The 25,854-nt window shown below is 70.1% G+C and carries 28 protein-coding genes; 18 read left to right on the top strand and 10 right to left on the bottom strand.

What is annotated here, in order from left to right:
• The first annotated feature begins 16 nt into the window (after positions 1-16).
• The 17 genes from BJ971_RS01045 to BJ971_RS00965 all read left to right on the top strand — a co-directional run bounded on the left by BJ971_RS01045 (position 17) and on the right by BJ971_RS00965 (position 16,689).
• On the top strand, positions 17-2,065 hold the full coding sequence (locus tag BJ971_RS01045; protein ID WP_184988615.1) for a flagellar hook-length control protein FliK: 2,049 nt from the start codon (positions 17-19) through the stop codon (positions 2,063-2,065).
• 86 nt (positions 2,066-2,151) lie between these two features.
• Positions 2,152-2,619: a flagellar hook assembly protein FlgD gene (locus tag BJ971_RS01040; RefSeq protein ID WP_184988612.1), complete on the top strand. Its 468-nt coding sequence runs from the start codon at positions 2,152-2,154 to the stop codon at positions 2,617-2,619.
• A gap of 57 nt (positions 2,620-2,676) precedes the next feature.
• Positions 2,677-3,894 carry a flagellar hook protein FlgE gene (locus tag BJ971_RS01035; protein WP_184988609.1) on the top strand — a complete coding sequence of 406 codons (1,218 nt, stop codon included), beginning with the start codon at positions 2,677-2,679 and terminating at the stop codon, positions 3,892-3,894.
• Positions 3,895-4,081: 187 nt separating this feature from the next.
• Positions 4,082-4,387, top strand: coding sequence for a flagellar FlbD family protein (locus tag BJ971_RS01030; protein ID WP_184988606.1), 306 nt, complete (start codon positions 4,082-4,084; stop codon positions 4,385-4,387).
• The gene (locus BJ971_RS01025) at positions 4,387-5,178 is read left to right on the top strand and encodes a motility protein A (protein WP_184988603.1); all 792 of its coding nucleotides are present in this window, start codon (positions 4,387-4,389) and stop codon (positions 5,176-5,178) included. The genes BJ971_RS01030 and BJ971_RS01025 overlap by 1 nt, the downstream gene beginning before the upstream one ends.
• 2 nt (positions 5,179-5,180) lie before the next feature.
• Positions 5,181-6,212, top strand: a complete 1,032-nt coding sequence (locus BJ971_RS41930; RefSeq protein ID WP_184988600.1) for a flagellar motor protein MotB — start codon at positions 5,181-5,183, stop codon at positions 6,210-6,212.
• A 20-nt stretch (positions 6,213-6,232) separates the two neighbouring features.
• Positions 6,233-6,700 carry a flagellar basal body-associated FliL family protein gene (locus BJ971_RS01015; protein ID WP_184988597.1) on the top strand — a complete coding sequence of 156 codons (468 nt, stop codon included), beginning with the start codon at positions 6,233-6,235 and terminating at the stop codon, positions 6,698-6,700.
• A 109-nt stretch (positions 6,701-6,809) separates the two neighbouring features.
• Positions 6,810-7,745 carry a flagellar motor switch protein FliM gene (locus tag BJ971_RS01010; protein ID WP_239087714.1) on the top strand — a complete coding sequence of 312 codons (936 nt, stop codon included), beginning with the start codon at positions 6,810-6,812 and terminating at the stop codon, positions 7,743-7,745.
• Positions 7,742-8,488 (top strand): flagellar motor switch protein FliN, encoded by a 747-nt coding sequence (gene fliN, locus BJ971_RS01005; RefSeq protein ID WP_184988595.1) that lies wholly within the window; start codon positions 7,742-7,744, stop codon positions 8,486-8,488. Before BJ971_RS01010 ends, fliN begins: the two co-directional genes overlap by 4 nt.
• Before the next feature lie 3 nt (positions 8,489-8,491).
• Complete coding sequence (gene fliO, locus BJ971_RS01000) at positions 8,492-8,896, top strand: flagellar biosynthetic protein FliO (protein ID WP_184988592.1); 405 nt, start codon at positions 8,492-8,494, stop codon at positions 8,894-8,896.
• Between the two features lies 1 nt (position 8,897).
• Positions 8,898-9,749, top strand: a complete 852-nt coding sequence (fliP, locus tag BJ971_RS00995; protein WP_184988589.1) for a flagellar type III secretion system pore protein FliP — start codon at positions 8,898-8,900, stop codon at positions 9,747-9,749.
• Positions 9,750-9,756: 7 nt separating this feature from the next.
• Complete coding sequence (gene fliR / locus BJ971_RS00990) at positions 9,757-10,521, top strand: flagellar biosynthetic protein FliR (RefSeq protein WP_184988586.1); 765 nt, start codon at positions 9,757-9,759, stop codon at positions 10,519-10,521.
• Positions 10,522-10,524: 3 nt separating this feature from the next.
• On the top strand, positions 10,525-11,616 hold the full coding sequence (locus tag BJ971_RS00985; protein WP_184988583.1) for an EscU/YscU/HrcU family type III secretion system export apparatus switch protein: 1,092 nt from the start codon (positions 10,525-10,527) through the stop codon (positions 11,614-11,616).
• Between the two features lie 109 nt (positions 11,617-11,725).
• Entirely contained in the window at positions 11,726-13,768 is a 2,043-nt protein-coding gene (gene flhA / locus BJ971_RS00980) for a flagellar biosynthesis protein FlhA (protein ID WP_184988580.1), read from the top strand.
• Positions 13,746-15,245, top strand: a complete 1,500-nt coding sequence (locus BJ971_RS00975; RefSeq protein WP_184988577.1) for a hypothetical protein — start codon at positions 13,746-13,748, stop codon at positions 15,243-15,245. Before flhA ends, BJ971_RS00975 begins: the two co-directional genes overlap by 23 nt.
• 2 nt (positions 15,246-15,247) lie before the next feature.
• Entirely contained in the window at positions 15,248-15,487 is a 240-nt protein-coding gene (locus BJ971_RS00970) for a hypothetical protein (protein ID WP_184988574.1), read from the top strand.
• 98 nt (positions 15,488-15,585) lie between these two features.
• Complete coding sequence (locus BJ971_RS00965) at positions 15,586-16,689, top strand: sulfotransferase family protein (protein ID WP_184988571.1); 1,104 nt, start codon at positions 15,586-15,588, stop codon at positions 16,687-16,689.
• On the opposite strand, the gene BJ971_RS00960 is transcribed toward BJ971_RS00965, so the two are convergent.
• The 10 genes from BJ971_RS00960 to BJ971_RS00915 form a co-directional block, all read right to left on the bottom strand.
• Positions 16,653-17,138 carry a hypothetical protein gene (locus BJ971_RS00960; protein ID WP_184988568.1) on the bottom strand — a complete coding sequence of 162 codons (486 nt, stop codon included), beginning with the start codon at positions 17,136-17,138 and terminating at the stop codon, positions 16,653-16,655. The two genes, BJ971_RS00965 and BJ971_RS00960, sit on opposite strands and share 37 nt — an antisense overlap.
• Positions 17,139-17,145: 7 nt before the next feature.
• Positions 17,146-17,508 carry a response regulator gene (locus BJ971_RS00955; protein ID WP_184988565.1) on the bottom strand — a complete coding sequence of 121 codons (363 nt, stop codon included), beginning with the start codon at positions 17,506-17,508 and terminating at the stop codon, positions 17,146-17,148.
• Positions 17,505-17,984 (bottom strand): chemotaxis protein CheX, encoded by a 480-nt coding sequence (locus BJ971_RS00950; protein WP_184988562.1) that lies wholly within the window; start codon positions 17,982-17,984, stop codon positions 17,505-17,507. The genes BJ971_RS00955 and BJ971_RS00950 overlap by 4 nt, the downstream gene beginning before the upstream one ends.
• On the bottom strand, positions 17,981-18,358 hold the full coding sequence (locus BJ971_RS00945; RefSeq protein WP_221478700.1) for a response regulator: 378 nt from the start codon (positions 18,356-18,358) through the stop codon (positions 17,981-17,983). The genes BJ971_RS00950 and BJ971_RS00945 overlap by 4 nt, the downstream gene beginning before the upstream one ends.
• A 15-nt stretch (positions 18,359-18,373) precedes the next feature.
• The gene (locus BJ971_RS00940; protein WP_184988559.1) at positions 18,374-19,219 is read right to left on the bottom strand and encodes a CheR family methyltransferase; all 846 of its coding nucleotides are present in this window, start codon (positions 19,217-19,219) and stop codon (positions 18,374-18,376) included.
• Positions 19,216-20,394, bottom strand: a complete 1,179-nt coding sequence (locus BJ971_RS00935) for a protein-glutamate methylesterase/protein-glutamine glutaminase (protein WP_184988556.1) — start codon at positions 20,392-20,394, stop codon at positions 19,216-19,218. Before BJ971_RS00935 ends, BJ971_RS00940 begins: the two co-directional genes overlap by 4 nt.
• A gap of 16 nt (positions 20,395-20,410) precedes the next feature.
• A complete protein-coding gene (locus tag BJ971_RS00930) occupies positions 20,411-21,283 on the bottom strand; it encodes a hypothetical protein (protein WP_184988553.1) in 873 nt (290 codons plus the stop codon).
• Positions 21,283-21,720 (bottom strand): chemotaxis protein CheW, encoded by a 438-nt coding sequence (locus tag BJ971_RS00925; RefSeq protein WP_184988549.1) that lies wholly within the window; start codon positions 21,718-21,720, stop codon positions 21,283-21,285. Before BJ971_RS00925 ends, BJ971_RS00930 begins: the two co-directional genes overlap by 1 nt.
• A 1-nt stretch (position 21,721) precedes the next feature.
• The gene (locus tag BJ971_RS41925) at positions 21,722-24,061 is read right to left on the bottom strand and encodes a chemotaxis protein CheW (protein ID WP_184988546.1); all 2,340 of its coding nucleotides are present in this window, start codon (positions 24,059-24,061) and stop codon (positions 21,722-21,724) included.
• Positions 24,062-24,146: 85 nt separating this feature from the next.
• A complete protein-coding gene (locus BJ971_RS00915; protein WP_184988542.1) occupies positions 24,147-24,845 on the bottom strand; it encodes a response regulator transcription factor in 699 nt (232 codons plus the stop codon).
• Between the two features lie 222 nt (positions 24,846-25,067).
• Between BJ971_RS00915 and BJ971_RS00910 the strand changes: the two genes are divergently transcribed.
• Positions 25,068-25,781: a sensor histidine kinase gene (locus BJ971_RS00910; protein WP_184988539.1), complete on the top strand. Its 714-nt coding sequence runs from the start codon at positions 25,068-25,070 to the stop codon at positions 25,779-25,781.
• Positions 25,782-25,854 lie beyond the last annotated feature (73 nt).

The following is a 25,854-nucleotide window of genomic DNA, read 5'->3' as shown; positions in this document are numbered from 1 at the left end:
CGAGGGGAACCATCGTATGACGAGCTCCGTGACCGGGCCTGGCAGGCCGACCATCGACTCCGGGCGCCGCCCGGACGCGCGGGCGACCGACGGCGCCGAGGCCTTCGGCTCGGCGCTCTCCGCCGAGCTGGAGCGCCCGGCCGAGCAGGCAAGGGAGCGGGCCGCGCAGGACCGCAGGGCCGACGACCGGGCCGATCAGGGCCGCGCTGACGACCGGGCCGATCAGGGCCGCGCCGCGCTCGACCGTTCGGTCGCCGAGCGGGCCGCCGCGTACCGTGCCGCGCAGGGGCGTCTCGACCGGGGACAGGCGGAGAACCGGGCCGCCGACGCCCGGCTGCGGCGCACCGCCGAGAACCGGGCGGCCCGGGACGAGGCCGCACAGGACCAGGCCGCGGCGGACCGGATGTCTCAGGCACAGGGCGCGGACCAGCGCACCGACGCCCCGCGCGCGGAAGTCCGGCCGAGCGACGACGGGCGGCCGGCGAGCGGCGTGTCCGACGAAACGGCTGCGGCGGACGCCCGGCCCGTCACCGACGACGACGCCGCCGCCGCGGTTCCGGCCGCGGAGGAGACCCTCGCCGCCGCGAGCGCGCCGATCGCCGGGCTGGCGTTCCAGGCCGCCTTCGCCGCGACCGCCGTGATCACGCAGGGCGTCGAGACCACGCCGACCGGCGCTGCCTCGACGACGGCGATCACACCGACCACATTGGCCACACCGGCCACACCCGCCACGCCCGTGACCGCGACCGCGCCTGCCACGCCCACCACCGCCACCGCGACCGCGCAGGCCGCGCCGACCCAGGCGGAGCCGACCCAGGCAGAGCCGACCCAGACGGACACACCGGCCACCCCGGCCACCACCGTCGCCACCGGCGTGGCCACCGCATCACCGGCCACACCCGCGACGGCTACCGCACCTGCCACGCCCACCACCGGCACCGGCACCGGTACCGGGCCGGCCGAGTTGAGCGGGGCGGACCCGCAGGCGGCCACCGTCACCGGCGGGGCGACCGCACCCGCACCGACCACGCCCACCCCGGCCGCAGCCACGACCCCGACCGCGACCCAGACCGGCGAGGTGAGCGCACCCGCACCGGCCGCAACGGCACCGAACCCCGGGCAGGAAGCAGCCCCGCAGGCCGCGACCACGCCGACCGTGCAGAACCAGGCCGCGCCGGCGCAGACCGGTGCCGACGACGCCGGGACCGTCCCGGCCGCTCCCGCCCCGGGTACCGCACCCGTCGACACCGCCACCAACACCAACGCGACCACGGCCACCGCCGCGCCGACGACGGACGCCGCGACCGCCGCCGCGACCGCGGATGCCGACGCGCAGGCCGCCACCCGGGCCGAGGACGCTCAGCCCGCCGGCGACCGGCCGGCCACCGCCGCTACCGCTGCCACCGGCGACAACCGGGCCGCGACCACCGGCGGCGGCACGGGCGGCGACGGGCAGCCGACCGGGCAGGGCTCCGGCGGGCAGGGATCGGCCGCGTTCGCGCCGTTCACCGCCCCCGCGGCGGCACCCGGCACCGAGGCTCCTTTCGGCCTGCCGTCCGTCAGCGGTGTCTCAACGACCGCTCCGGCCGCCCCGGCGGCACCGGTCGCGGACACCCCGAGGCCCACGCCGCCGATGCCCGGACCGCTCGCGACCCAGCTCGCCGCGCGGATCACGCCGCTGCGGCTCGACGCCGACGGCGTGCACCGGCTCACCGTCAACCTGCACCCGGCGGACCTCGGGCCGGTGCAGGTCATCGCCGAGATCCGCAACGGCGAGATCAGCGTGCAGCTCTCCAGCTCGACCGACGCGGGCCACGACTCGCTGCGCAACGCGATGAACGACCTCCGGCGCGAACTCCAGCAGGCCGGCTTCTCGAACACGTCACTCGACCTGCGTCAGGGTGCTCAGCAGGATCAGGCGCGCCAGCAGTTCGCCTTCATGGGCGAGCGGGGCGGAGCACACGCCGGGAACCGGGCGGCGGGCGGCGGGTCCGAGCCACCCGCTCACGCGGCGCCGAGCCACCCGGTGAGCACCGGAGACGGCCGCCTCGATGTTCAGGCGTAAGCACCCGAACCGCAACTAAGCGAACCGGCGGAGCGGCCGAACCTGAAGTGCGAGGGCAACCGACCTAAACCAGGAGGACTTGTCAGATGACGTCACCGATCGGCGGATTCGTCAGCCGGGACTTCGATGTCGCGGGCAAGACCCCGACCTCGATGTACACGAACAAGACCACCACCGACGGCGGCAGCAAGTCCGTCGCCGACCAGGACACCTTCCTGAAGCTGCTGGTGGCTCAGCTCAAGTACCAGGACCCCAGCAACCCGGCCGACTCGACGCAGTTCCTCGCGCAGACCGCGCAGTTCACCCAGGTCGAGAAACTCGGGCAGATCGCGGACATGTTGCAGGCGCAGCAGCTGATCGGCGCGAGCTCGCTGGTCGGCACCACGGTCACGTACCAGGACGAGTACGGCATGACAAAGACGGGCGTCGTCACCAAGACGAAGCTCAACGGAGACAGCGAACCGATCCTCGTGGTCGGGAACATGGATGTGCAGCTGTCCAGGGTCACGGAAGTTCAGCAAACCCCGCCGGCGGCGCCGGTCAAGACCACCTGAACCGACCCGCCTCACCACATCCGATGATCCCGCTTACCACGAAGGACAACTGACTCTATGCTGCGTTCACTTTTCTCCGGCATCAGCGGCCTGCGGGCTCACCAGCAGATGATGGACGTCACCGGCAACAACATCGCGAACGTGAACACCACCGGTTACAAGTCGAGCCAGACGGTGTTCCAGGACACGCTCTCGCAGATGGTCAACGCGGCCGGCGCTCCCCAGAACGGCTCTGGCGGCACCAACCCGGCCCAGGTCGGCCTCGGTGTGCGCACGGCGAGCGTCAACGCGAACTTCAGCCAGGGCGCCGCGCAGACCACCGGCAAGGCCGGCGACATGATGATCCAGGGTGATGGCTTCTTCGTCGTCAAGAGCGGCAACGAGTCCGTCTACACCCGCGCCGGCTCGTTCACCTTCGACGCCAACGGCTCGCTGACCACCCCGAACGGCCAGATCGTCCAGGGCTGGAGCGCCGACACCAACGGCATGGTCAACACCGCCGGTGCGCCCGGCGACATCAAGCTGCCGATCGGCATCAGCCTCGCGCCGACCCAGACCAAGAACTTCACGCTGACCGGCAACCTCTCCTACGAGGCCGCGGCCGATGCGACCTCTGCCAAGGTCATCCCGATTCCGGTGATCGACGCGAGCGGCGCCTCCAAGACCGTGAACGTCACCCTTCAGATGAGCGTCAAGGGCGACCCGTCCGTGCCGACTGATCCGGAGTGGACGATGACCGACGACCTCGGCAACACCGTGACGCTGGTCTTCCCCGGCGGCAAGCCTCAGGACACGGCCAACCCGGGCGTCCCGGCCACCACGCTCACCTTGGGCGGCTACACCGTCGACGTGCACGACCTCACCTGCTACAGCGGCGGCACCGAGGCCCGGGTCAGCGCGTCGGACGGCTCCGCGGCCGGCATCCTGAGCTCGTACACGGTGTCGAACACCGGTCAGATCGTCGGTATCTTCAGCAACGGCCTCAAGCAGACCCTCGGTCAGCTCGCGCTGGCGAACTTCAACAACGTCAACGGTCTCGAGAAGATCGGTGACTCGATGTTCCGCAGCACCGTGAACTCGGGCCTGGCCCAGATCGGCTCGGCCGGCACCGCGGGCCTCGGCCTGATCACCAACGGCGCGCTGGAGATGTCGAACGTCGACCTCGCCCAGGAGTTCACCAACCTGGTCATCGCCCAGCGCGGCTTCCAGGCCAACAGCCGGATCATCACCACCTCTGACGAGATCCTCCAGGAACTCGTCAACCTCAAGCGCTAGTAGTCGATAACGCCGGTGTGAAGCCGGGACGGGCCTGACAGCCCGCCCCGGCTTCGCCGTGTCCGGGCCGCGTCGCACCCGTAATGCGACCGAGTCACGCTCATCGGCAACCGGCGCAGGGCCGAAATGACATAGGACAGGCCACGGACGGCTCCACCAGCCAGATGATGCCCCAAGGACGGATGTCTTGATCCTCGTAACCCGCCTCAACGGCGCCGTGTTCGCACTCAACCCGGACCTGGTTGAGCGAGCGGACTGCACGCCCGACACGGTCATCACGCTGGTGGACGGCACCAAGTACGTCATCGCCGAGTCCGTGCCCGAGTTCATCGACTCGGTGCGCCACTACCGCGCCTCGCTGATCGCACAGGCGAGCCGCATCGAGTCCGAGCCCGCCCTGCTGGCCGGCAACGGTACCGCCGACAACGGAACCGCTGACAACGACGACCAGGCCGCTGCCAACGTGCTGCAGCTCCACAGGAAGGACCGCTGATGGACCTCGCAGCCATCATTGGCGTAGTCGCCGCGTTGATCATCGTTTTCGTCGTCCAGATCTGGGAGGGCGGCAGCCCGACCTCCATCATCCTGATCCCGTCGATGCTGCTCGTCTTCGGCGGCGCGTTCGCCGCGGGCATGGCCGGCGGGGTGCTCAAGGACGCGATGGGCGTCGGCAAGCTGTTCCAGAAGGCGTTCCTGGCCAAGGTGACGCCGCCGAACAAGCTGGTCGAGGACGTCGTCAAGCTCGCCGAGCGTGCCCGCCGCGAGGGCCTGCTGGCCCTCGAGGACGCGGTCAAGACGGTTGAGCACCCGTTCCTGAAGCGCGGCCTCCAGCTGGCCATCGACGGCACCGACCCGGAGGAGCTGCACGACATCCTCCACGCGGAGGTCTCCGCCAAGAAGAAGGCCGACAAGGCCGGCAAGAAGTTCTTCGAGAACATGGGCGGCTACGCGCCGACCATCGGCATCATCGGCACGGTCATGGGCCTGGTGCACGTGCTCGAGAACCTCAACAAGCCGGAGACGCTCGGCCACTCCATCGCCGCGGCGTTCGTCGCGACGCTCTGGGGCGTGCTCTCCGCCAACCTGATCTGGCTGCCGCTCGCGGCCCGCCTGGACCGCCTCTCCAACCTCGAGGCCGAGGAGATGGAGCTGGTCATCGACGGCGTGCTCGCGATTCAGGCCGGCTCGAACCCGCGACTGGTCGCGCAGAAGCTCCGTAGCCTGCTGCCGCCGGACGCCGCCCGGGCCGCCGAGGCCGCCGCCTCGAACAAGAAGGCCGCGTAGCCGTGAGCGCGGGAGGCGGGACGCGCCGGAAGAAGGTCCGGCACGAGGAGCACGAGGAGCACGTCAATCACGAGCGCTGGCTCGTGTCGTACGCCGACATGCTCACGCTGCTGTTCGTCCTGTTCGTGGTGCTGTACTCGATGAGCAGCGTCGACCAGAAGAAGTTCTCCGAGCTGGCCACCAGCCTCTCGCAGGGCTTCGGCTCGCAGAACGTGGCGATCACCGGCAACGTCTCGAACCTCGACGGCGCCAGTCAGACCACCGACATCGTGCCCATCGACCCGGGCAGCACCAACCCGGGCAACGGCGAGAGCGGCACGGCCGGCATGACCAAGGAGCAGCGCTCGGCCGTCGACCGTGCGCTGCGGGCCGTCGACCGCAAGAAGGCCTCGGAGCAGGCGAAGGCGGCCACCAAGGAGGCGGAGGACATGAAGGCGATCGAGCACAAGATCGCCGACGCGCTCGACCGGGCCAAGCTGCTCAACCAGGTCAAGTTCACCATCGACCGGCGCGGCCTGGTGGTCACGGTCGTCACCAACGAGGTGGTCTTCGCGGGCAACCGCGCCGATCTCCAGCCCGGTGGCGAGAAGATCCTCGACGCGATCGCGCCGACGCTCGCCAAGCTGCCGAACAACATCGAGGTCGACGGCCACACCAACCAGCTCAAGGCGCCGACCACGTTCTACCCGAGCGGCTGGGAACTCTCCGCGGCCCGGGCGTCCACGACGGTCCGGTACCTGATCGGGCACGGCCTGGCGAAGAGCCGGATGAGCGCCGCGGCCTTCTCGGACACCATGCCGCTGATCGACCCGAAGGACCCGCGGGCGGTGACCATGAACCGCCGGGTGGACGTCGTCGTACTGACCATGCTCAACCCCGAGCAGGCCGCGCTGCTGCCGGCCGCCGCGGGCCCGGACGCGAAGCTGCACACCGGGGTGACCTCCGCGCAGGCGGCGGCCGCCAAGGCGGCCGCGGCTAAGGCGGCGGCCGCCGCGACCGATTCAACCGGCAAGCCCGGCACCACGCACAACTGACCACGACAGGAGGAGTTCCGATGAGCAAGGACGACAAGGACACTGCGGCGGATGCGCCGAAGAAGTCCAAGAAGAAGCTGATGATCATTGTGCTCGCCGTCGTGCTGCTCGGCGTCGGCGCGGGGGCGGGCGGGTTCTTCTTCCTCCAGAGCCGCGCCAACGCCGCGGCCGAGGAGCCGGCGCCGGAGCGGGGCGTGGTCGTTCCGATCGAGAACACGATGACCATCAACCTGTCCGACGCGCACTACCTCAAGCTCGGCTTCGCGCTCCAGATGACCAAGGAGGCCGGCGAGGAGGAGGTCGACACCGCCGAGGCGCTCGACCTGGCCATCGACCAGTACACCGGCATGAAGATCGGCGAGCTGGAGACCGAGAAGGGCCGCGCGACGGCCAAGGAGGAGCTCCTCGCGAAGATCGAGAAGGCCTACAACGTGGATGACAAGCACCTCGTGATGGGCATCTACTTCACCACCTTCGTCACTCAGTGACCACGGGGATGGGCAGGTCCGTCCGGCACGGATCTGCCCATTTCTCGTAAAACGAGATAAAACACCCTCCCCCGCTCAGCGGTTGCGCAACCGAGCCGATGAGGACGACGTGACAACGTCTCCGACCCGTTCCCCCGGGAAGATGTCCCGGCGCGGCAACACCGGCCCCACCTCGTACGACTTCCGCCGGCCGATCAAGCTGTCCCGCGAGCACATCCGCACGCTACAGATCGCCTTCGAGACGTACGCCCGCAGCTGCGGCACCCTGTTCACCACCCGGCTACGGGTGGTCAGCAGCGTCTCCCTGGTCTCGATCGAGCAGCTCAACTACGACGAGTACGTCGCCACGCTCGCCAACCCGACGGTCATCGCGGTGGTCTCCATCGAGCCGCTGCCCGGCACCGTGCTGATGGAGATCTCCTCCCCGGCGGTGATGACCGCGATCGACCACATGCTCGGCGGCCCCGGCGGCCCACAGCCGGAGCGGCCGCTCACCGACGTCGAGATGCCGCTGCTGCGCGGCCTGCTGGAACGGATGCTCGGCGAGCTGCGGTACGGCTTCGAGACCCTGGTCGACATCTCCCCGAAGCTCCGGGAGATCGAGTACAACGCCCAGTTCCTGCGCACCCACCAGCCCGGCGACGCGGTCGTCATCGCCTCGCTCGAGGTGAAGATCGGCTCCGAGGAGTGCGTGGCGAGCATCTGCCTGCCGTTCAGCACGATCCTGCCGGTGCTCGAGCAGCAGGAGACCATCGAGCTGACGGCGGCCGAGCGGATAGTACGCGACACCTCGTTCCGCAACCTCACGGCCGGACTTTCCGCGGCGCCGATTGACGTAGCTGTCCGATTCCAGCCCATTCAGATGCGTACCGATGACATCGTGGATCTACGACCCGGCGACGTGCTGCCACTGGGGCACCCGATCAGCGTGCCGCTCGAGGTCACCGTCAACGACACCGTTTTCGCACACGCAGTACCCGGTAACCAGGGTGCCCGGCTCGCCTGCCTCGTCGTGCCGTCACCCAAGGAGGAAGAGCGCCGATGACCGCGCCCACGATCACCGAGCCGCAGCTGGTGCTGGTCCGCAACGCCGCAACAGCCGCCCTGGCAGTCCTGCCGACGAGCCGGGAACTCCAGGTCGGCGCGCCCGTGACGGCGAGCGCCGACATGCTGGCCACCGGGCAGGCCGTCACCGCGAAGTTCAGCGGCGCGGCCACCGGCGAGGTCGTCGTCGTGGTCGGGCAGGACCTGGCGGACGCGCTCAAGGAGAGCCCGCTCGGCGAGCTCGACCTGACCGCGGCCGTACGCCCGGCGCTGGAGGCCGCGGCCCGCGCGTTCGGCCCGGTCGTCCTCGACCCGGGGCAGCTCATGGAGCCGGTGGTGGCGCTGAGCGCGATCGCGGCGAAGGACGGAGCGATCGCCGTGCCGCTGCTCGACGGCGGCGACGTCCGCGCGGTGCTCGCGATGGCGCTCGCGCCGTGGCCGGCCGACACGGCGCCCGGCGGTGCCGGCCGGCGCGAGGGCGCGGCCGTGACCATCCGCGGCCTGGACATGCTGCACGACGTCGAGATGGAGGTCTCCGCCGAGCTGGGCCGGACCCGGATGAGCGTGCGGGAACTGCTCTCCCTCATCCCGGGCGCCATCGTCGAGCTGGACCGGGCCGCCGGCAGCCCGGCGGACCTGCTGGTCAACGGCCGGCTGATCGCCCGCGGCGAGGTCGTCGTCATCGATGAGAACTTCGGAATCCGGATCACCGAAATCGTCTCTCCCGGCAGCGAACGGGAGTAGGCCTTGTTCGAGCTCGTCCTGCGGATCGGCTTCTCGCTGCTGGTCGTCTTCGGCCTGCTCTGGGGACTGGCCAAGGTCGTGGGGCGCGGAGGCATGAGGCGGCGAGGGTCGGGCAGCCTGTCGGTGCTCAACCGGCAGCACCTGACCCGCAGCTCCTCGGTCGCGGTCGTCCAGGTGGCGGACCGCGCGCTGATCCTGGGTGTCACCGACAACCAGGTGAGCCTGCTGGGCGAGACCGACCTGGACGCGTTCGGCGCCGAGCAGCGGCCGGTGCAGCAGAAGCAGGACGCGCTGCCGGTGCTGCCGGTGGCGCCCGAACACGGCGGCAGGCTCGACGGGTCGGTCCTGTCGCCGCGGACCTGGAGCTCGACGCTCGACTTCCTCCGCGACCGGACGACGAGGCGCTGACATGTGGCGGCGTACCCTGCTGATCCTGCTCTTCGCGGCGACCGCGCTGGTGCCGGCCGCGGCGGCGCGGGCCGCGCCGCCGCAGCCGATGCCGCAGCCGGCCCAGGTCGCCGTGCGGTACGAGCTGCCGAGGGCGCCGGGACCGACCGCCCCGGTCGCGCCGACCGTGTCGCCCACCGGCGGCAGCATCAGCGTCAACATCGACGGCACGAACCCCGACGGCAGCAAGCCGTCCACCGCGCTGGTGATCGTGCTGGGCCTGACCGTGCTCTCGGTGGCGCCGGCGGTGCTGCTGCTCTGCACGTGCTTCACCAAGATCTTCATGGTCCTCGGCATCACCCGCAACGCGATGGGCCTGATGAGCATGCCGCCCAACCAGGTGCTGGCCGGGTTGGCGCTCTTCATCAGCCTGTTCATCATGACCCCGACGCTCACCCAGATGAACGAGGAGGGCCTGCAGCCCTACCTGAACGGCGACAAGACCCAGTCGCAGGCGTTCGAGGACGGCATGGTGCCGCTGCGCGAGTTCATGTTCAAGAGCACCCGCCCCGAGGAACTGGCACTGCTGATCAAGGTGTCCGGCGAGGAGAAGCCGGCGAACCCCGACGACGTGCCGACGACCACCCTGATCCCCGCGTTCGTCCTGTCCGAGCTGCGGGCGGCCTTCATCATCGGCTTCGTCATCTTCATCCCGTTCCTCATCATCGACATGGTCGTCTCCGCGTCGCTGATGTCCCTCGGCATGATGATGTTACCGCCGGTAACAGTCGCACTGCCGTTCAAGCTCCTGCTCTTCGTACTCGTCAACGGCTGGGGGCTGATCATCACGGCACTGGTGGGGTCATACGAATGAGGCCCGGGTGAATTGGGACGTCCCAATCTCGGAGATCCTCGCGGTCATGCTCGGCGCCACCCGGTGCGGGGCCTGGCTGATGCTCTGCCCGCCGTTCAACTCCCGGCTCATCCCGACACAGATCAAGGTCCTGCTCTCGATCGGGCTGGCACTGCCGATGGCGCCCTTCCTGACCGCCAGCACGCCCTCGCTCGAGACCTCGGCGATCATCGGTAGCGCGGCCCTACAGGTCTTCGTCGGCGCGGCGCTCGGCTTCATCACCTACCTCTACTTCGCCGCCATCCAGGCGGCCGGCGACCTGCTGGACCTCTTCGGCGGTTTCGCCCTGGCCTCCGCGTACGACCCGATGTCGCAGAACCAGAGCTCGATCTTCGGCCGCTTCTACAACCTCCTCGCGGTGACCCTGCTCTTCGCCAGCGACGGACACCAGATGATCCTGCGGGGGTTCCTGCACTCGTACGAGACGCTGCCGCTGGACGCGACCTTCTCCCTCGAGACCCTCGGCAAGGTGCTGACCCAGGGCATCGGCGAGATGTTCCTGGCCGCGTTGCAGATCGCCGGCCCGCTGATCGCCGTCCTGTTCCTCACCGATGTCGCGTTCGGTCTGCTGAACCGCGTGGCGCCCGCGCTCAACGCGTTCCAGCTCGGCTTCCCGGCGAAGATCCTGCTGACCCTCACCCTGTCCGGCACGGCGATCGCGATCCTGCCCCGCGCCCTGGACGAGCTGGTCGACCAGGCGGTCGTCGCGGTCGTCAGGCTGAGCGGGGGGTGATCCGTGGCCGGGGAGAAGACCGAACAGCCGACACCGCAGAAGCTGAAGAAGGCCAAGAAGGAAGGCCAGATCGGGCGCAGCCAGGACATCGGCGCCTGGGTCGGCATGCTGGCGGCCAGCATCATGCTGCCGCGGACCCTGGGTTCGGCGATGGACCACTCCCGCGAGCTGATGGCCAAGGTCCCGGACGTCATCGCCGACCCGGACCCGCAGATCGCGCTCGACATCCTCAAGGACGGCCTGATGAGCGCCGGCTGGGCGGTGCTGCCCCTCGCGCTCACGATGATGGTGGTCGGCATCGCCGCGGCCGCCGCGCAGGGCGGAATCCGGGTCGCCACCAAGCTGTTCGTCCCGAAGTTCAGCCGGCTCAACCCGCTGCCCGGCATCAAGCGGATGTTCGGGCCGCAGTCGCTCTGGGAGGGCACCAAGGCGCTGATCAAGACCGCCGTGCTGGCCGGCGTCCTGTACATGACGATGAAGGACATCGTGCCGGTGCTGATGACCGCGGGACGGTTGCAGATCGGCTCGCTGCTCGGCGTGATCAACGACGCCGTGCTGTCGCTGATCCGGGCCGCGGCCGTCGCCGGCATCGTGATGGCCGCGGCCGACTACTTCGTGGTCCGCCGGCGCACCAACAAGCAGCTGCGGATGAGCAAGGAGGAGGTCAAGCAGGAGAACAAGAACACCGAGGGCGACCCGCACGTCAAGGGGCAGATCCGGGCCAGGCAGATGGCCATGGCCCGCAACCGCCAGATGGCCGACGTGCCGACCGCCGACGTGGTGCTGGTGAACCCGACCCACGTCGCCGTCGCCCTGCGTTACGACGCCGAGAAGGGCGCGCCGCGGGTGATCGCCAAGGGCCAGGGCGCGATCGCCCTGAAGATCCGTGAACTGGCCAGCGAGAACCGGATCCCGATGGTCCAGGACGTGGCGCTGGCCCGTGCCCTGGAGAAGAGCGTCGAGGTCGGCATGGAGATCCCGGCGGAGTTCTTCGGCGCGGTGGCCAAGGTGCTGGCGTTCGTGATGAGCCTCAAGGCGAGGGGCTCGGCGGCCGGTCTGCACCGCAACCCGAACCCGACGGCGGCCGCCGCCTGACCCGCCAATTCGGTTGCCACTGCGGATTAGGGCGGCATGCTCCCAATCTGGGAGATTTCCTCACATCATACCCATCGCTGCGGGAGTATCAGCAGGTGGAGGGGGTGCTGTGAAGAACCGCAACCTCAGCAAGCTCGCCGTGCCCATCGGGGTCATCGGCATCATCGTCATGATGGTCGTACCCCTGCCGACCTTCCTGCTCGACATGCTGATCGCGCTCAACATCACCGGCGCCCTGCTCATCCTGCTGATCGCCATGTTCGTTCAGCGGCCCCTCGACTTCTCCATCTTCCCGGCCCTGCTGCTTGTCGCCACGCTGTTCCGGCTCGCGCTCAACATCAGCGCCACCCGGCTGGTGCTGCGCGACGGCGACGCCGGCAAGGTCATCCACGCGTTCGGCAGTTTCGTGGTCGGCGGCTCGCTCGTCATCGGCCTGGTGATCTTCATGATCCTGATCATCGTGCAGATCGTGGTGGTGACGAAGGGCGCCGAGCGCGTCGCCGAGGTCGGTGCGCGCTTCACCCTCGATGCCATGCCCGGCAAGCAAATGGCGATCGACGCCGACCTGAACGCCGGGCTGATCGACGAGGCCGAGGCGAAGCAGCGCCGCGCCGACGTCGCCGCCGAGGCCGACTTCTACGGTGCGATGGACGGCGGCTCCAAGTTCGTCAAGGGCGACGCGATCGCCGCGATCATCATCACCGTCATCAACCTGGTCGGCGGCTTCGCGATCGGGATGCTCCAGGAGGGCATGTCGCCCGGCGAGGCGATGAACCACTACAGCCTGCTGACCGTCGGCGACGGCCTGGTCTCCCAGATCCCGGCGCTGCTGCTCTCGGTCGCGACCGGCCTGATCACCACCCGCTCGGCGACCTCCGGCGACATGGGCAGCACCGTCACCACCCAGCTGAGCCAGAACAAGCTGGCGCTGCGCATCGCCGGCGGCGCGGCGCTCGCCATGTGCATCATCCCGGGCCTTCCCCCGGTGCCGTTCCTGGTGATCGGCGCCGTCGTGCTGCTGGTGGCCCAGCGGATACCGGACCCGGTGCCCGAGGGCGCGGGTACGCCGGTCGCCGAGGTCGAACGCCCGTCGCCGGACTCCCCCGAGCAGCTGATCGGCGAGATGCGCGTCGACCCGCTCGAGCTGGCTCTCTCCCCCGACCTGGTCGACCTGGTCGACACCAACGGCGGTGACCTGCTGGACCGGGTCCGCGCGCTGCGCCGCAAGATGGCGCTCGAGCTGGGCCTGGTCATGCCGCCCGTGCGCACCCGCGACGACCTCGACCTGCCGCTCTCCTCGTACGCGATCCGGATCAGCGGCGTCGACGCCGGCACCGGCCAGGCGCCGCCCGGCACGGTGCTGGCGATCGGCGACGGGTTGCAGGCGCTGCCCGGCCGGGCCGGCGTCGAGCCGGTCTTCGGCCTGGCCGGCAAGTGGGTACCGGCGGAGCTGCACTACCAGGCGGAGCTCTCGGGCGCGACGGTCGTCGACCGGGCATCCGTGATCATCACGCACCTGGCCGAGATCGTCCGGCAGAACGCCAGCCGACTGCTCGGCCGCGAGGACGTGCGCTCGCTGAGCGAGATGGTCAAGCGCACCCACCCGGTCGTGGTCGAGGAGCTGACCCCGACGTTGCTGAGCCTCGGCCAGATCCAGCGGGTGCTCCAGGCGCTGCTGGACGAGGGCGTACCGATCCGCGACCTGGTCCGGATCTTCGAGTCGCTGTCGCTGCGCGCCAAGGTCTCCGTCGACCACGACGGCCTCGTCGAGGCGGCCCGCGCGGCGCTGGGCCCGGCCATCGCCGCCCAGTACGCGACCGGCGGCCGGCTGACCGTCATCACCCTCGACCCGATGCTCGAGCAGGGACTGCTCGAATCGCTGCGGCCGAGCGAGACCGGTGCGTTCATGGCGATCGACGGCATGCGCGCCGAGGCGATGGTCACCGAGGCCGGCCGGCTCGTCGAGGCCGCCGAACAGCAGGGCATCACCCCGGTGCTGGCCTGCTCACCGCAGCTACGGCTGCCGATGATGCGTCTCCTGCGCGCAGGTTCCCGCCGCGTGCAGGTGCTGTCCTATTCCGAGATCTCTGGTTCTTCCGCACAGATCGAGACCATGGGGGTGGTGAACGGTGCCTACGCGGGTACTGCTTGAGGGGCCGGCGATCGAGCCGTTGCTGGCCCAGGTGCGCGATGAGTACGGCTCCTCCGTCCGGATCATCTCGGCCGACAAGGTCCGTACCGGTGGCTTCGGCGGCTTCTTCGCCAAACAGCGCTACGAGCTGTCGGTCGAGGTGCCGGACGCCGATGAACGCGGCGAACCGCCGCCGAGCCGGCCGGCGCCGGCCGAGGAGCCACAGTCGCTGGAGCAGCTGCTGGCCCAGGCCGAGTCCGGCGACCGGATAGCGCCGGACGACGACCGCCGGACGGGTCGCGACGCCGGCATGGGCGACGCCGCCTCCGCCGTCGGCCGGCCGGTCCGCGAGGGCGGACGGGAGGTCACCGACCCGGGGGCCGCCTTCGCCGAGCTGATGGCCGGCCTCGACAAGGCGGAGGACCCCGCGTGGTCCCGGCCCCGGCCGCACGCCGCCCAGGCGGAACAACCCGACGACGGCCCGACGGTGCGGCCGTTCCGCCCGGCGAAGGCCACCGGCTCGCCGGTCAACGGCGGTGCCACCGGCGGGGTGCGGCCGCTGCCGCCCGTACCGTCGCTCGCCGAGCTGATGGGCGGCCTGAACGTGAGTGGGGATCCCGCCGCTGCCGCCGCCGCGGGCCGGCCCGGGCCGAACCCGGTGTCGCGCACGGCGGCCGCGGCTTACGGCCTCGCGCCGGTACCGGCCGCGACGACCGCGGCCGACCTGGCCGAGACGCTTGCCGGCCTGGGTCTCGGCGGGCCGGGAACCACGCCGCAGCCGCCGGCCATGCTGCGGCCCATGCACCCCGATCCGGTGCAGCGCAACCTCATGATGGTGGGCATGCCGGAGGAGATGGTCGCGCAGATCGTCGGCGGCGACACCTACTCGGGCGTGCTCGGCGTGCTGGCCTCGCGCCCCGCCGCGCCGGGCGTTCCGGACGCGCCGGGCGAGATCCTGGTGCTCTGCGGCGACCTGGACCACGCGCTACCGCTCGGCCGCAAGCTCTGCGAGCAGGCCGGCATCGACCAGGCGCACCTGCTGCTCGGCGGGCCGACCGCGGCCGGAACCGGCCTGCACTCGTCGAAGGTGCTCGGCGATCCGCCGGCCGCCGCGACCAGGGCGGAGCGGCTACAGAACGCCGACCACGCCTGGATCGTGGTGGTCGACGCGAAGGTCGGCGGTACCGACCCGATCTGGGTCAGCGACATGTGCGAGGCGCTCGGCGCCACCGCCGTCTGGGCGGTGGTCGACGCGACGCGCAAGACCACGGACACGGCCCGGCACCTGCGGATGCTCGGCGACGTCGAGGCGCTCGTGGTGCACAGCCTCGACCTCACCTCGGACCCGGCCACCGTGCTCGGCCTGGAGCGGCCGGTCGTCTCGCTGGACGGCAAGCCCGCCACCCCGCACGCCTGGGCCGCGATGCTGTGCGCGCGGATCGCCTCGGACGTGGTCCCGATGCCCGCCCTTCCGCGGCGGCCGGCCCGGGGCCGGTAACCGTGATCCGGCCCTCCGTTCTGCTCTTCGCGCTGCTCATGAGCGCACCGGCGCTGTACCGCTACGTCACCGACGAGATCGACATCAGCCAGGTGCTGATCCGCTTCCTCATCGCCGTGCCGATCGCCGCGGTCCTGCTCGCCGGGCTGCGCTTCGTCACGGCCGGATACGGCAGGACGGAGGAGCCGGGCACACCGACGTCGCCCACCCCGGCGGAGCCGGAGCCCGACCCCTCGTCCTGATATATCCGGTTCAGCGACATACGTTGACAGTTCGTTAATAGTTTCCGTTTAGTGCTATATGTTACCTCTGGTGTGCGGCTGCCCACCGGAGGTGAACGGTGACCACTGATCGTCCGATCATCGTGGTCGGTTGCCCGCGGTCGGGCACGACGATGCTCCAGCTCATGCTGCACGCCCACCCGCGGATCGCGATTCCGCCCGAGACGCGGTTCACGCTCGCCGCGTACTGGGAACGGCGGATCTTCGGCGACCTCTCCGAGGCCGCCAACCGGCGCGCACTGGCCCACTGGATCATCCACCGGCGCGAGACCCGCTTCTGCGACCTGGGACTTCCCGCGGAGGACATCGCCGAGCGGATCACGGCCGGCCCGGGCACGCTCGGCTCCGCGCTGGGCACGGTCTTCCAGCGGTACGCGGCCCGCTTCGGAAAGCCGCGGTGGGGTGACAAACGCCCGGCGTACCTGAACAACGTCGACATCCTGCTGCGGCTCTTCCCGGACGCACAGTTCATCAACATCGTCCGGGACGGGCGGGACTGCGTCGCCTCGCTGAAGGAGATGTCCTGGCACCGCAAGGACATCTACGCGACCGTCGCGGCGTGGTCCCGGGCCGTTGACGACGCCCGCCGGGCCGCCCGGCGCCTCGGCCCCACGCAGTGGCACGAGGTGCGCTACGAGGACCTGGTCGCGGACCCGCACGCCGGCCTCGCCAAGATGTGCGCCTACCTCGGCGAACAGTACGACCCGGCGATGGCGGAGCCCTCGGCCGTCGCGGATGTCGCGGTGCCGTCCTTCAAGACCTGGCATGCGCGTACGCACGCGCCGGTGACGACGCAGCGGATACAGAGCTGGCAGACGCGGCTGACCTCCGAGGAGATCGCGCTCTGCGAGGCCGCACTCGGATCCCGCCTGGAGGCCTGCGGCTACGACCTGTCCGGCACGGGCCGCCCGGCACCGGCGGCGCTGCTGCGGTACGGCCTGACGGCGGCGCCGCAGCGGTTCGTCCCGGCCCGCCGCGGCCTGAGCCGGGCGGCGAACCGCCTGCGGCGCGGCGACGACCTCGCCTACCGGCCGACGGCGATCCTGCCCCAGCGAACCGGCCCCGGACCGCAGGGCACAGCAAGCGCCCCGCGGAATCTCAGCGGGGCGCCAGGGCCGGCGGCGTGTCAGACCAGCGAGAGCGAGAGCTTGCCCTTGCCGTAGCGGGCGACCTCGACGGTGAGGTCGAGTCGCTTCCCGAGTGCGAGCAGGTGTGCGCGCGCGTCGTTCGGCAGGTCCATGCCCGGGTAGATCACCTGGTAGAGCTTGATGTGCGGTGCGCCCTCCCGGTTGAGCAGGCTGGTCAGCACGTTGCAGAGCTCGAAGACGTTCTCGGCCAGGTTCGGGAAGAGCTTCCCCTCCTCGATGCTGTCCTCGGCGGCACCGACGGGGAGCAGGCCGAGGGCGGCTCCCGCGTTGGCCGCCAGCGGTAGCTGTAGGCCGAGTACCGCGTACAGCTGCTGGGAGGTATCCGTATACAGGGCGATCACGCCGGTGGGCAGATCCTCCGCGGTCATCGGGTCGCCCGAGGCGACGTTGACGTCCCGGCCGAGCAGATCCTCGAAGAGATTGCGGACGGCGATGGAGGCGGGGATAACCGAGGTGTCAGACATAGCTATATCATCCCAAAATAGGTGAGAAGACCTCGTCAAAACGTTCGGCGGTGAAGGGCTTGACGATGAAGAACGCCGCGCCTGCGGCCTCCGCCGCCTGCTGCATCTCCGGCGTGGACTCCGACGTGACGAAGCCGAACTTCACCTCGTTGCCCGACGCCCGCAGCTTGCGCAGCACCTCGATACCGGTCAGCTCCGGCATGTTCCAGTCGGAGATGACCAGGTCCGGCTTCTCGGCGACCGTCTTGTCGACGGCCTCCTGACCGTCGGCGGCCTCCACCAGGTCGTGATCCCCGAAGCCCGCCTGCCGCAGCGTGCGGGTCACGATCTGCCGCATGACCCGGCTGTCGTCAGCGATCAGGATCTTCATGCGCTCGCCTCCTGCTTCACGCTCTGCCACATCGAGATCGAAACCGGCTCGCCGTCCCAGACGCCGTAGAGGCCGGTGATCCGCTCGGCCGCCGGGTAGTACGACGCCGTGTCCGGCGCCAGCACCACCGTGGGCAGGGACAGGTAGCACCCGGCCGGCAGCATCGCCTTGACGTTGCCGCCGACGATGTTCGCCAGCTCGCCGAGCACGTCCGACAGGTCGTCCTGGCTGACCTCTTCCGGCTCCATGGCCAGGAACGCGGCAGCGGCCTTCTCGGCGGCCTTGCGCGACGACGCGTAGACGAGATGTCCGTGCCAGGTGCCGGTGATGGACACCGTCGAGTGCACCTCCGACAGCTGCGTCGCGTCACCGTTGAGAACCAGCGGGCTGATTCCCTCGGGATCGAGATAGGAGACCCAGACCTGCTCCACCATCTCGGCGAGGTCGTCCTCGCCTACAAGGTTTTCTCGACTCATGAGTTCGCTCCGGTCGGGACTAGGCCCAGCAGGGCCAGCTTTTCGATCATTGCGCCCTCCGTGAAGGGCTTGATCACATACTCGTGTGCTCCTGCGGCTAGTGCGCGGACGATCTGGCTCTGTTCACTCTCCGTCGTGACCATTACCAGCGTCATCTCACGCAGACGCGGTTCGGCACGGACCTTGGTCACGAACTCGAGCCCGTTCATGTTGGGCATGTTCCAGTCGATGAGGGCCAGCTCCGGCACCTCGGTCATCGTGGCGAGCAGGTCGAGGGCCTCCTGGCCGTCCCCCGCCTCGATCGCCTCGAAATTCAGTTTGGCGACGATGCGCTTGAGAATCATGCGCATCGCGCGGGAGTCGTCGATCACCATGGCTCGCACCGCGGCTCACCCCTTCCTGACGGCGCCGGCTGGCACCGCGCTCCGCACTCGATAGGCAGAGGTCCGGCCGGCCGCTACCCGTTCATAGTTTTCGTCGATTCCGATGGTCGTCTCGGCCGCTCCGAGGAACAGCCAGCCGTCCGGTCGCAACAGCCGGGCGACGTTGCGCAACACAGACTTCTTCGTCGCGACGTCGAAATAGATGAGCACATTCCTAAGAAAGATCACGTCGAACGGCGGCATCGACGGCAGCGGCGCGGTCAGGTTCATCAGCTTGAACGAGACATTGCGCCGCAGGCCGGGCGTGACCCGCCAGTGCGCGCCCGCCCGCTCGAAGTACTGGACCAGCTGGCTGGCGGGCAGCCCGCGGTTGACCTCGACCTGGCTGTACTCGGCCGCCTCGGCCCGCTTGATCATCTCGGTGGAGATGTCGCTGCCCATGATCTCGTACGACCAGCCGGCCGGCAGGTTCTCCTGAAGCGTGATCGCCAGGCTGTACGCCTCCTGGCCGCTGGAGCTGGCCGCCGACCAGATCCGTACCTTGCGGGTCGACGCCCGGGTGCGCACCAGTTCCGGCAGCACCACGTCGGTCATCGCCGTGAACGGCTCGCGGTCGCGGAACCACGAGGTCTCGTTGGTGGTCAGCGCGTCGATGATCCGCCGCTGGTCCGCGGGGTTGGGGCGGCGCTGCAAGTTCGCCAGAAAGGCGGCGACGCTTTCCGCGCCCACCTGCCGGGCCACCGGGATGAGGCGCGCCTCGACCAGGTACTCCTTGCCGGGTGCCAGCACGATCGCCGCCTCCCGCCGGACCATGGCCGAGACGAACGCGAAGTCGGATGCGGAGAGAGTCACCGGCTCACCGCCGTCGGCCGGGAGACGCGGCCCGTCTGGACCCGCTGGATCAGCGCGGGGGCGATCCGGTCCAGGGGCAGAATCGCGTCGGCGAGGCCGGCGCCGACCACGGCGCCGGGCATGCCCCACACCACGGAACTGGCCTCGTCCTGCGCCATGATCTCGGCACCAGCCTCACGCAGCACCTTTGAACCACCTCGTCCGTCATATCCCATACCGGTCAGCACCGTGGCGAACGCCGAGGCCCCGAAGAGCGCGGCAACCGAACGGAACATCACGTCGACCGCCGGGCGGCACGAGTTCTCCGGCGGCGCGCCACTGAGCTGGATCAGCGTCGAGGTGTTGCGGCGCTGCAACACCAGATGCTTGTCGCCCGGGGCGATGTAGACCGTGCCGGGAGTCAGTTCCATGCCGTCGGCGGCCTCGACCACCCGCAGCGGCGTGCTGCGGTCGAGGCGCTCGGCGAACATCTTGGTGAACACCGGCGGCATGTGCTGGGTGACCACGATCGGCACCGGCAGGTCCGACGGCATCGCCTGTAGCACCTTGGTCAGCGCGTCGGGGCCGCCGGTCGAGGATCCGATCGCGAGGATGTCGACGCGCACCGGCGGGCCGCGCCGCACCGGGCGGGGCGGGCCGGCGATCCCTGGCCGGGCGGGCGCCAGGCCGGGGCGCCCGGGCACCGGTGCACCGGGGCGGCCTCCGGGCGGCGGCGCCAGCCCCGGCCGGCCGGGCGGCGGACCGGGCCGGGTCGGCGCACTGGCCGACGACCGGCGCCGGGCCAGTGCATGGATCTTGGGAATGAGCTGCTCGCGTACGGCAGCGATCGACTCCTGGATCGAGCCGACGTTGCTCGGCTTGGTCACATAGTCGGTGGCGCCGGCGGACAACGCCTCCAGCGTCGCGCTCGCACCCGCCGCCGACAGCGTGCTGAACATGATCACGGGCAGGTGCTTGTGCCGCTTGCGCAGCTCGCGAACCGCGGCGATGCCGTCCATCTGCGGCATCTCGATGTCCATCGTGACCGCGTCCGGCTTGAGCTGATCGATCTTCGCCTGGGCGAGCAGACCGTTCGCGGCGGTGCCGACCACCTCGATGTCCGGCGCGCCGGTCAGCGAGTCGACGATGAGCCGCCGCACGACCACGGAGTCGTCGACGACCAGAACTCTGATCATGGATTCACCCGGCCCTTCACCCGAGCCACGCCGGGCCGAGCGCCGCGACCACCGGTGCGAGCAACCGGTGTGCCGTGGCGGTGTCCAACAGGTCACGGACCACCAGCGCCTGCACCGCGCCGCTGAGCATGTTCCAGACGCCGCCGGCGCGGTCGGCCACCGGAATCGCGGCCGTGTCCATCGCCTGCACCAGCAGCATCTGGGCCGCCGCGGCGGTGCGTACCCGGTCCGACAGGTACGCGGCCCAGGACGCCGAGTGCACGGCCGGTGACCACCCGCCGGCGTTGCGCCGGGCGTCCTCGGCGGACTGCAACAGCCGGGTCAGGTCGTTCGCGCGCAGCGACCGGAGCCGATCCAGCAGCGCGGAGACCGCGTAGTGGTGCGGGCCCAGGTCGATCGGCTTGCCGACGGGCAGCTTGCGCACCGCCGCCACCCAGCCCGCGCCGAGCATCCGCCGGGTGGTGTCGTCCAGCACCTCACGCAGGTAGCTGGCCACGGCCGCGTCACAGAGCAGCGCGGTCGCCGCGGCGGCGTCCTCGCTCTGCGTCGCGTCGCGGCCGGTGCCCTGCCAGGTCCAGGCCATCACGTCGTAGCGCAGGCAGGTCAGCAGCGCGTCCACCGAGCCGATCGGCGCCCTTTCCACAAGCGCCAGGGAGCTCGCCGGGTCGTCCGACTTCATGCCTTTCAGGCTGGGCATCCGGCGCGCGGCGCTCTCCACCTCGACCCAGAGCGGGCCGCGCACCCCCTCGTCGGGCAGCCGCTGTGCGAGCACCGGCAGGTCCCCGACGCCCAGACGCAGGGCGCGCAGCAGCACCTCGGCGGTCGCCGACCCACCACCCAGACGGGTGAGGTCGAAGCCGAGGACGGGGGCACTGACGAGGCTGTACATCAGGTAGTGGCTCGATAGGTGTCGACCGCCTGGTTGACGTCGAGGGCGAGCATCAGCCGCCCGTCAAGCTTGAAGGTGCCGACCACCAGCTCCCGGGTCGGGCCGCTGAGCGTGTCCGGCGGCGGCTCGAACGCCTCGTCGTCGAGGTCGACGACCTCGCCGATCCGGTCGACAAGCAGGCTGACCGGCTCGCCGTCACCCCGCAGGATCACGTTCATCACCGGCCCCTCCATGGCCTGCCGGGCCAGGCCCAGCTGCACCCGCAGGTCCACCGCGGCGATCACCTGGCCACGCAGGTTGAACAGCCCGCCGACCGCCGGCGGCGCGAGCGGCACCGGGGTGTACTCGTTGTAGGAGAGAACCTCCTGAACGGTGTCCACCTCGACGCCGAACAGCTGGTCTGCCACCTCGAAGGTCGCGAATTGACGGCTTGCCATCTCAGGCCTCCACCAGCATCTCGTCGGCCGACTCGGTGTAGAAGTTCGGATCCGCGGCGAGGATGGCCCGGCGTACGTCGAGCAGTTCGGTCACCCGCTGCTGGATCACCGCGGTGCCGACCAGGCCGTCCTCCTCCGCCTCCCGGCGCGCCGTCGTCGAGTTCTCGGCGATGTCGACGATCCGGTCCACGACCAGGGCCACGCTGCGCTGGCCCTCGCTGTACACGACAACGGACACCGTCTCACCCTCCTCCATCTCGCTGTACGCCCCGAGCAGGTGCGACAGGCGCACCAGCGGCAGGATCTGTCCCCGGTACTGCACGACCTCGCGCGAACCGGCGTGCTCGATGCGGTCCCGCGGGAACTCCTCGAGCCGGGTGACCGCGTCCAGCGGGATCGCGACCCGGCGCTCGCCGACCGCGGTGACCAGCAGGCGTTCGCCCGTACCGGCACCGGCGCCGGCGCGTGACGTGCCGACCAGGTTCTCGCGGTCGGACTCGGCCGTCAGGTGCGAGCGGCGGGCCAATGAGGAGATGTCGAGGATGAGGCCGACCTTGCCGTCGCCGAGGATCGTCGCGCCGGCGTACAGGCCGATGTCCTTGAAGCGGCTGTTGAGTGCCTTGACCACGACCTCCTCGGTGTTGAGGACGCGGTCGACGACCAGCCCGAAGCGGCGGCCGTCGGCGTGCAGAACCATGATGTAGACGCCCTGGTCGCCGCCGACGTCCAGGCCGAGGGCCCGGTCCAGGCGGACCAGCGGCAGCAGCTTGCCGCGCAGCCGGTACACCGGCGCGCCGGAGGCGTACTCGATCTTCGTGGACTGGCCGTCGATGAAGACCAGCTCGAGGACCGCGACCTGCGGCACCACGTAGCGCTGGTCGCCGCAGTCGACGGTCAGCGCCTGGATGATCGCCAGGGTCAGCGGGATGGTGAGGCGCCAGACCGTGCCCTCGCCCAGCGTCGAGTCGACGCTGACCGCGCCGCCGATCCGCTCGATGTTGGTCTTGACCACGTCCATGCCGACGCCGCGGCCGGACACGTTCGTCACCTTCGCCGCGGTGGAGAAGCCCGGCTGGAAGACCATGGCCATGATCTCGCGCTTGTCCATGGTGGCCACCTGCTCGGGGCGGAGCAGGCCCTTCTCGATCGCCTTCTCGGCGATCCGGTTCACGTCCATGCCGGCGCCGTCGTCGGCCACGTCGACCGCGACGTGCCCGCCCTCGTGGTAGGCCCGCAGGGTCAGCGTGCCCTCCGGCGACTTGCCGGCGGCGACCCGCTTGTCCGACTCCTCGATGCCGTGGTCCACGGCGTTGCGCACCAGGTGGGTCAGCGGGTCCTTGACCGCCTCCAGCAGGCTGCGGTCGAGCTCGGTCTCCTTGCCCTCCATGACCAGCTCGACCTTCTTGCCGAGCGACTGGCTCAGGTCACGGATGACCCGGGGAAGCTTCGACCAGATGTGCTCGATCGGCTGCATCCGGGTCTTCATGATGCCCTCTTGCAGCTCACTGGTGATCATGCCGAGCCGCTGGGCGCTACGGACCAGGCCGGAGTCGCCGGTCTCCATCACGCCGCGGACCAGCTGGTTGCGCGCGAGCACCAGCTCGCCGACCAGGTTCATCAGGCCGTCCAGCAGGTCGACGTCGACCCGGATCGCGCTGTCGGCGACGCTGCGCTTGGGCGTCTGCGCCTGAAGGGCCTCGTTGACGGCGGCCGGTGCGGCCTTGCCCTCCTCCAGCAGGATCGCGCCGAGCTTGCGCTCGTCGCCCTCCAGCTGCTGCTGTAGCGCGGAGCCGACGTCACCGGGCGCGGCGGCACCGGACTCGACGAGCATCTCGCCGAGCGGCCTGCGCTGCCCCTCGACGGGCTCGGGCGCCGTGCGTACGGGCAGCTCCTCGAGCGGCTCCGGTGCCTCGGTGTGCGCCGCCGGCATGGCCACGACGCCGGCCTCCGCGCCGGTCACGTTCATCTGGGCGTGCACCGCGGCGATGATGGCCTCGACGTCGACTTCGCCCTCGTTGCCGTCCTGCTCGATCGCCTCGAGCAGCGCGCGGACGCCGTCGATCGTGGCGAGCAGGGTCGTGATGGTGGTCGGCGTCACCGGCTGCACGCCGTCGCGCAGGCGCGACAGCAGCGACTCGCCGGCGTGGGCGAGCGTCTCGAGCCGAGTGAAGGCCAGGAACCCGCTCGTGCCCTTGATCGTGTGGATTGCCCGGAAGATGCGTGAGATCAGGTCACGCGATCCCGGCTCCTGTTCCAACGCGACGAGATCCCGGTCGATCTGGTCCAGGTTCTCGTGGCTTTCCATGAGGAACTCGCCGACGATCTCACCAAGGTCTTCCACGACTTACCTCCTGCTCGTTGCCCACTGCCCTCATCGACCCACCGGCTCCTCATCTGAGGACACCAGGACTGCTACCTCGCCCGGCTCAGGTGTCGCCTCCAGCACGCCGGTAGCGGTAGCCGAATCCGCGCACGGATTCGATGGGTGACTCATCGGGGTCCGACCAGCCGAGCTTGCGGCGTAGCCGCAGGACGGCGAACTTGACCCGTTCCTGGCCGATGCCGGTCGGGTCGTCCCAGGCCTGGGTAAGCAGCTGGTTCGGGCTCAGCACCGCGCCCGCGTGCCGAACAAGGGCGTTGAGCAGCCGGAACTCGGTGGGTGTCAGGCGCTTCTCGTCTCCCTTGACGTAGACCCTGCGCTTGGTCGGGTCGAGGTGCACCAGCCCGTCGTCGTAGATCTGGCTGGCCCAGCTGTTCTGCCCGCTGGACGAGCGGCGCAGCAGCGCCTCCACCCGGGCGAGCAGCTCGTTGTTGGCGAACGGCTTGGTGAGGTAGTCGTCGGCCCCGCCGCGCAGGCCGCGTACCTTCTCGGCCTCCTGGCCGTGCGCGGTGAGCACCAGCACCGGCACGTCCGAGACGTCCCGGAGCCGCTCGAGGACCTGCCAGCCGTCCATCTCCGGCAGGCCGACGTCGAGCACCACCAGGTCGGGGTGTTCGGCGTAGGCCTCCTTGAGGCCGGCGCGGCCGTCACCGGCGTGCGCCACCTCATAGCCGGCCCGGCTGAACAAGAGCCGCAGGGCCAACGCGATGTCCGGGTCGTCCTCGACCACGAGCAACCTGCTCATGCTCTAACCACCGTGACCCCCAACCCTGCGTCGCCAGACGCGGCTGCCCGGCCGCCGCGGCACGGTGGCTGCATCGGTCAGCGTCTTGCCTGCGTCCCCCGCTGACGCGGAGGGCGGAAAGATGAAATGTCCAAAACCACGATAGCGTGACGTGTCGGTTCATATACGGAAAGTTATAGTTCAGCGTGCGCTTCCGCCGCCGGGCCGATCGGTGAGGGTTCGATGACCCCCGAACCCGGTACGCCGCCGCGGGCACCCGAGGGCGGAGCCCAGCAGGCCCGGTTCCTCGCGGTCGTCTCGCACGAGTTGCGGACGCCGCTGACCACCATCGCGTCGTTCACCGAGAGCCTGGACACCGACAGCCTCGCGCCGGCCGAGCGCTCCGTCGCGCTGGCGGCCGTGCGCCGCAACACCGAGCGAATGCTCGCGCTGGTCGAGGACCTCATGCTGGTCGGCCGCCTGCAAACCGGCGACCTCGAACCGCGGCGCACCGCCGTCGACCTACCCGCGCTGATCACGGAGGCCGCCGAACTGCTGGCCAGCCGGGAGCCCTACACGGACGCGACCGTACGGGCCGACTCCGGTCCGGCACTCTCCGCCGACGGCCCGCTGCTGCGGGATCTCCTCTACGCGGTGATCGGCACGGTGGCCAGCGGCGCGGCCGACCGGTCCGCCACGGTCCAGGCCTCGGCCGGGCGGCAGGGCTGGACGGTGCGGGTGACCGCCCGGCAGTCCGAGCAGCTCACCGACGAGCAGCTGATGGCCGGGATGCTGGCCCTTCCCGAGCCGCCGCACCGCCGCCGCAGCACGGCGGTCTGGATGCTGCTGGCCGAGGCGATCGCGGCCGCGCACGGAGGTTCCGTTCGGCTGACATATACCCCGGAAGCGGGGGCAGGTGCCGAGATCGGGCTTCCGCCCACCATCCCCACAGGTTAACAGCCTTGCCGGTCGATACGTTGTAAACGGGCAAAGAAGGGACATACCGCTAAAAAGCCGATCCGATAGCCAT

The sequence above is a fragment of the Amorphoplanes digitatis genome (genome assembly GCF_014205335.1).
In the GTDB taxonomy this organism is placed as follows: domain Bacteria; phylum Actinomycetota; class Actinomycetes; order Mycobacteriales; family Micromonosporaceae; genus Actinoplanes; species Actinoplanes digitatus.
The sequence above is the reverse complement of the archived record's forward strand: the minus strand, read 5'-3'. Positions and strand labels throughout refer to the sequence as shown.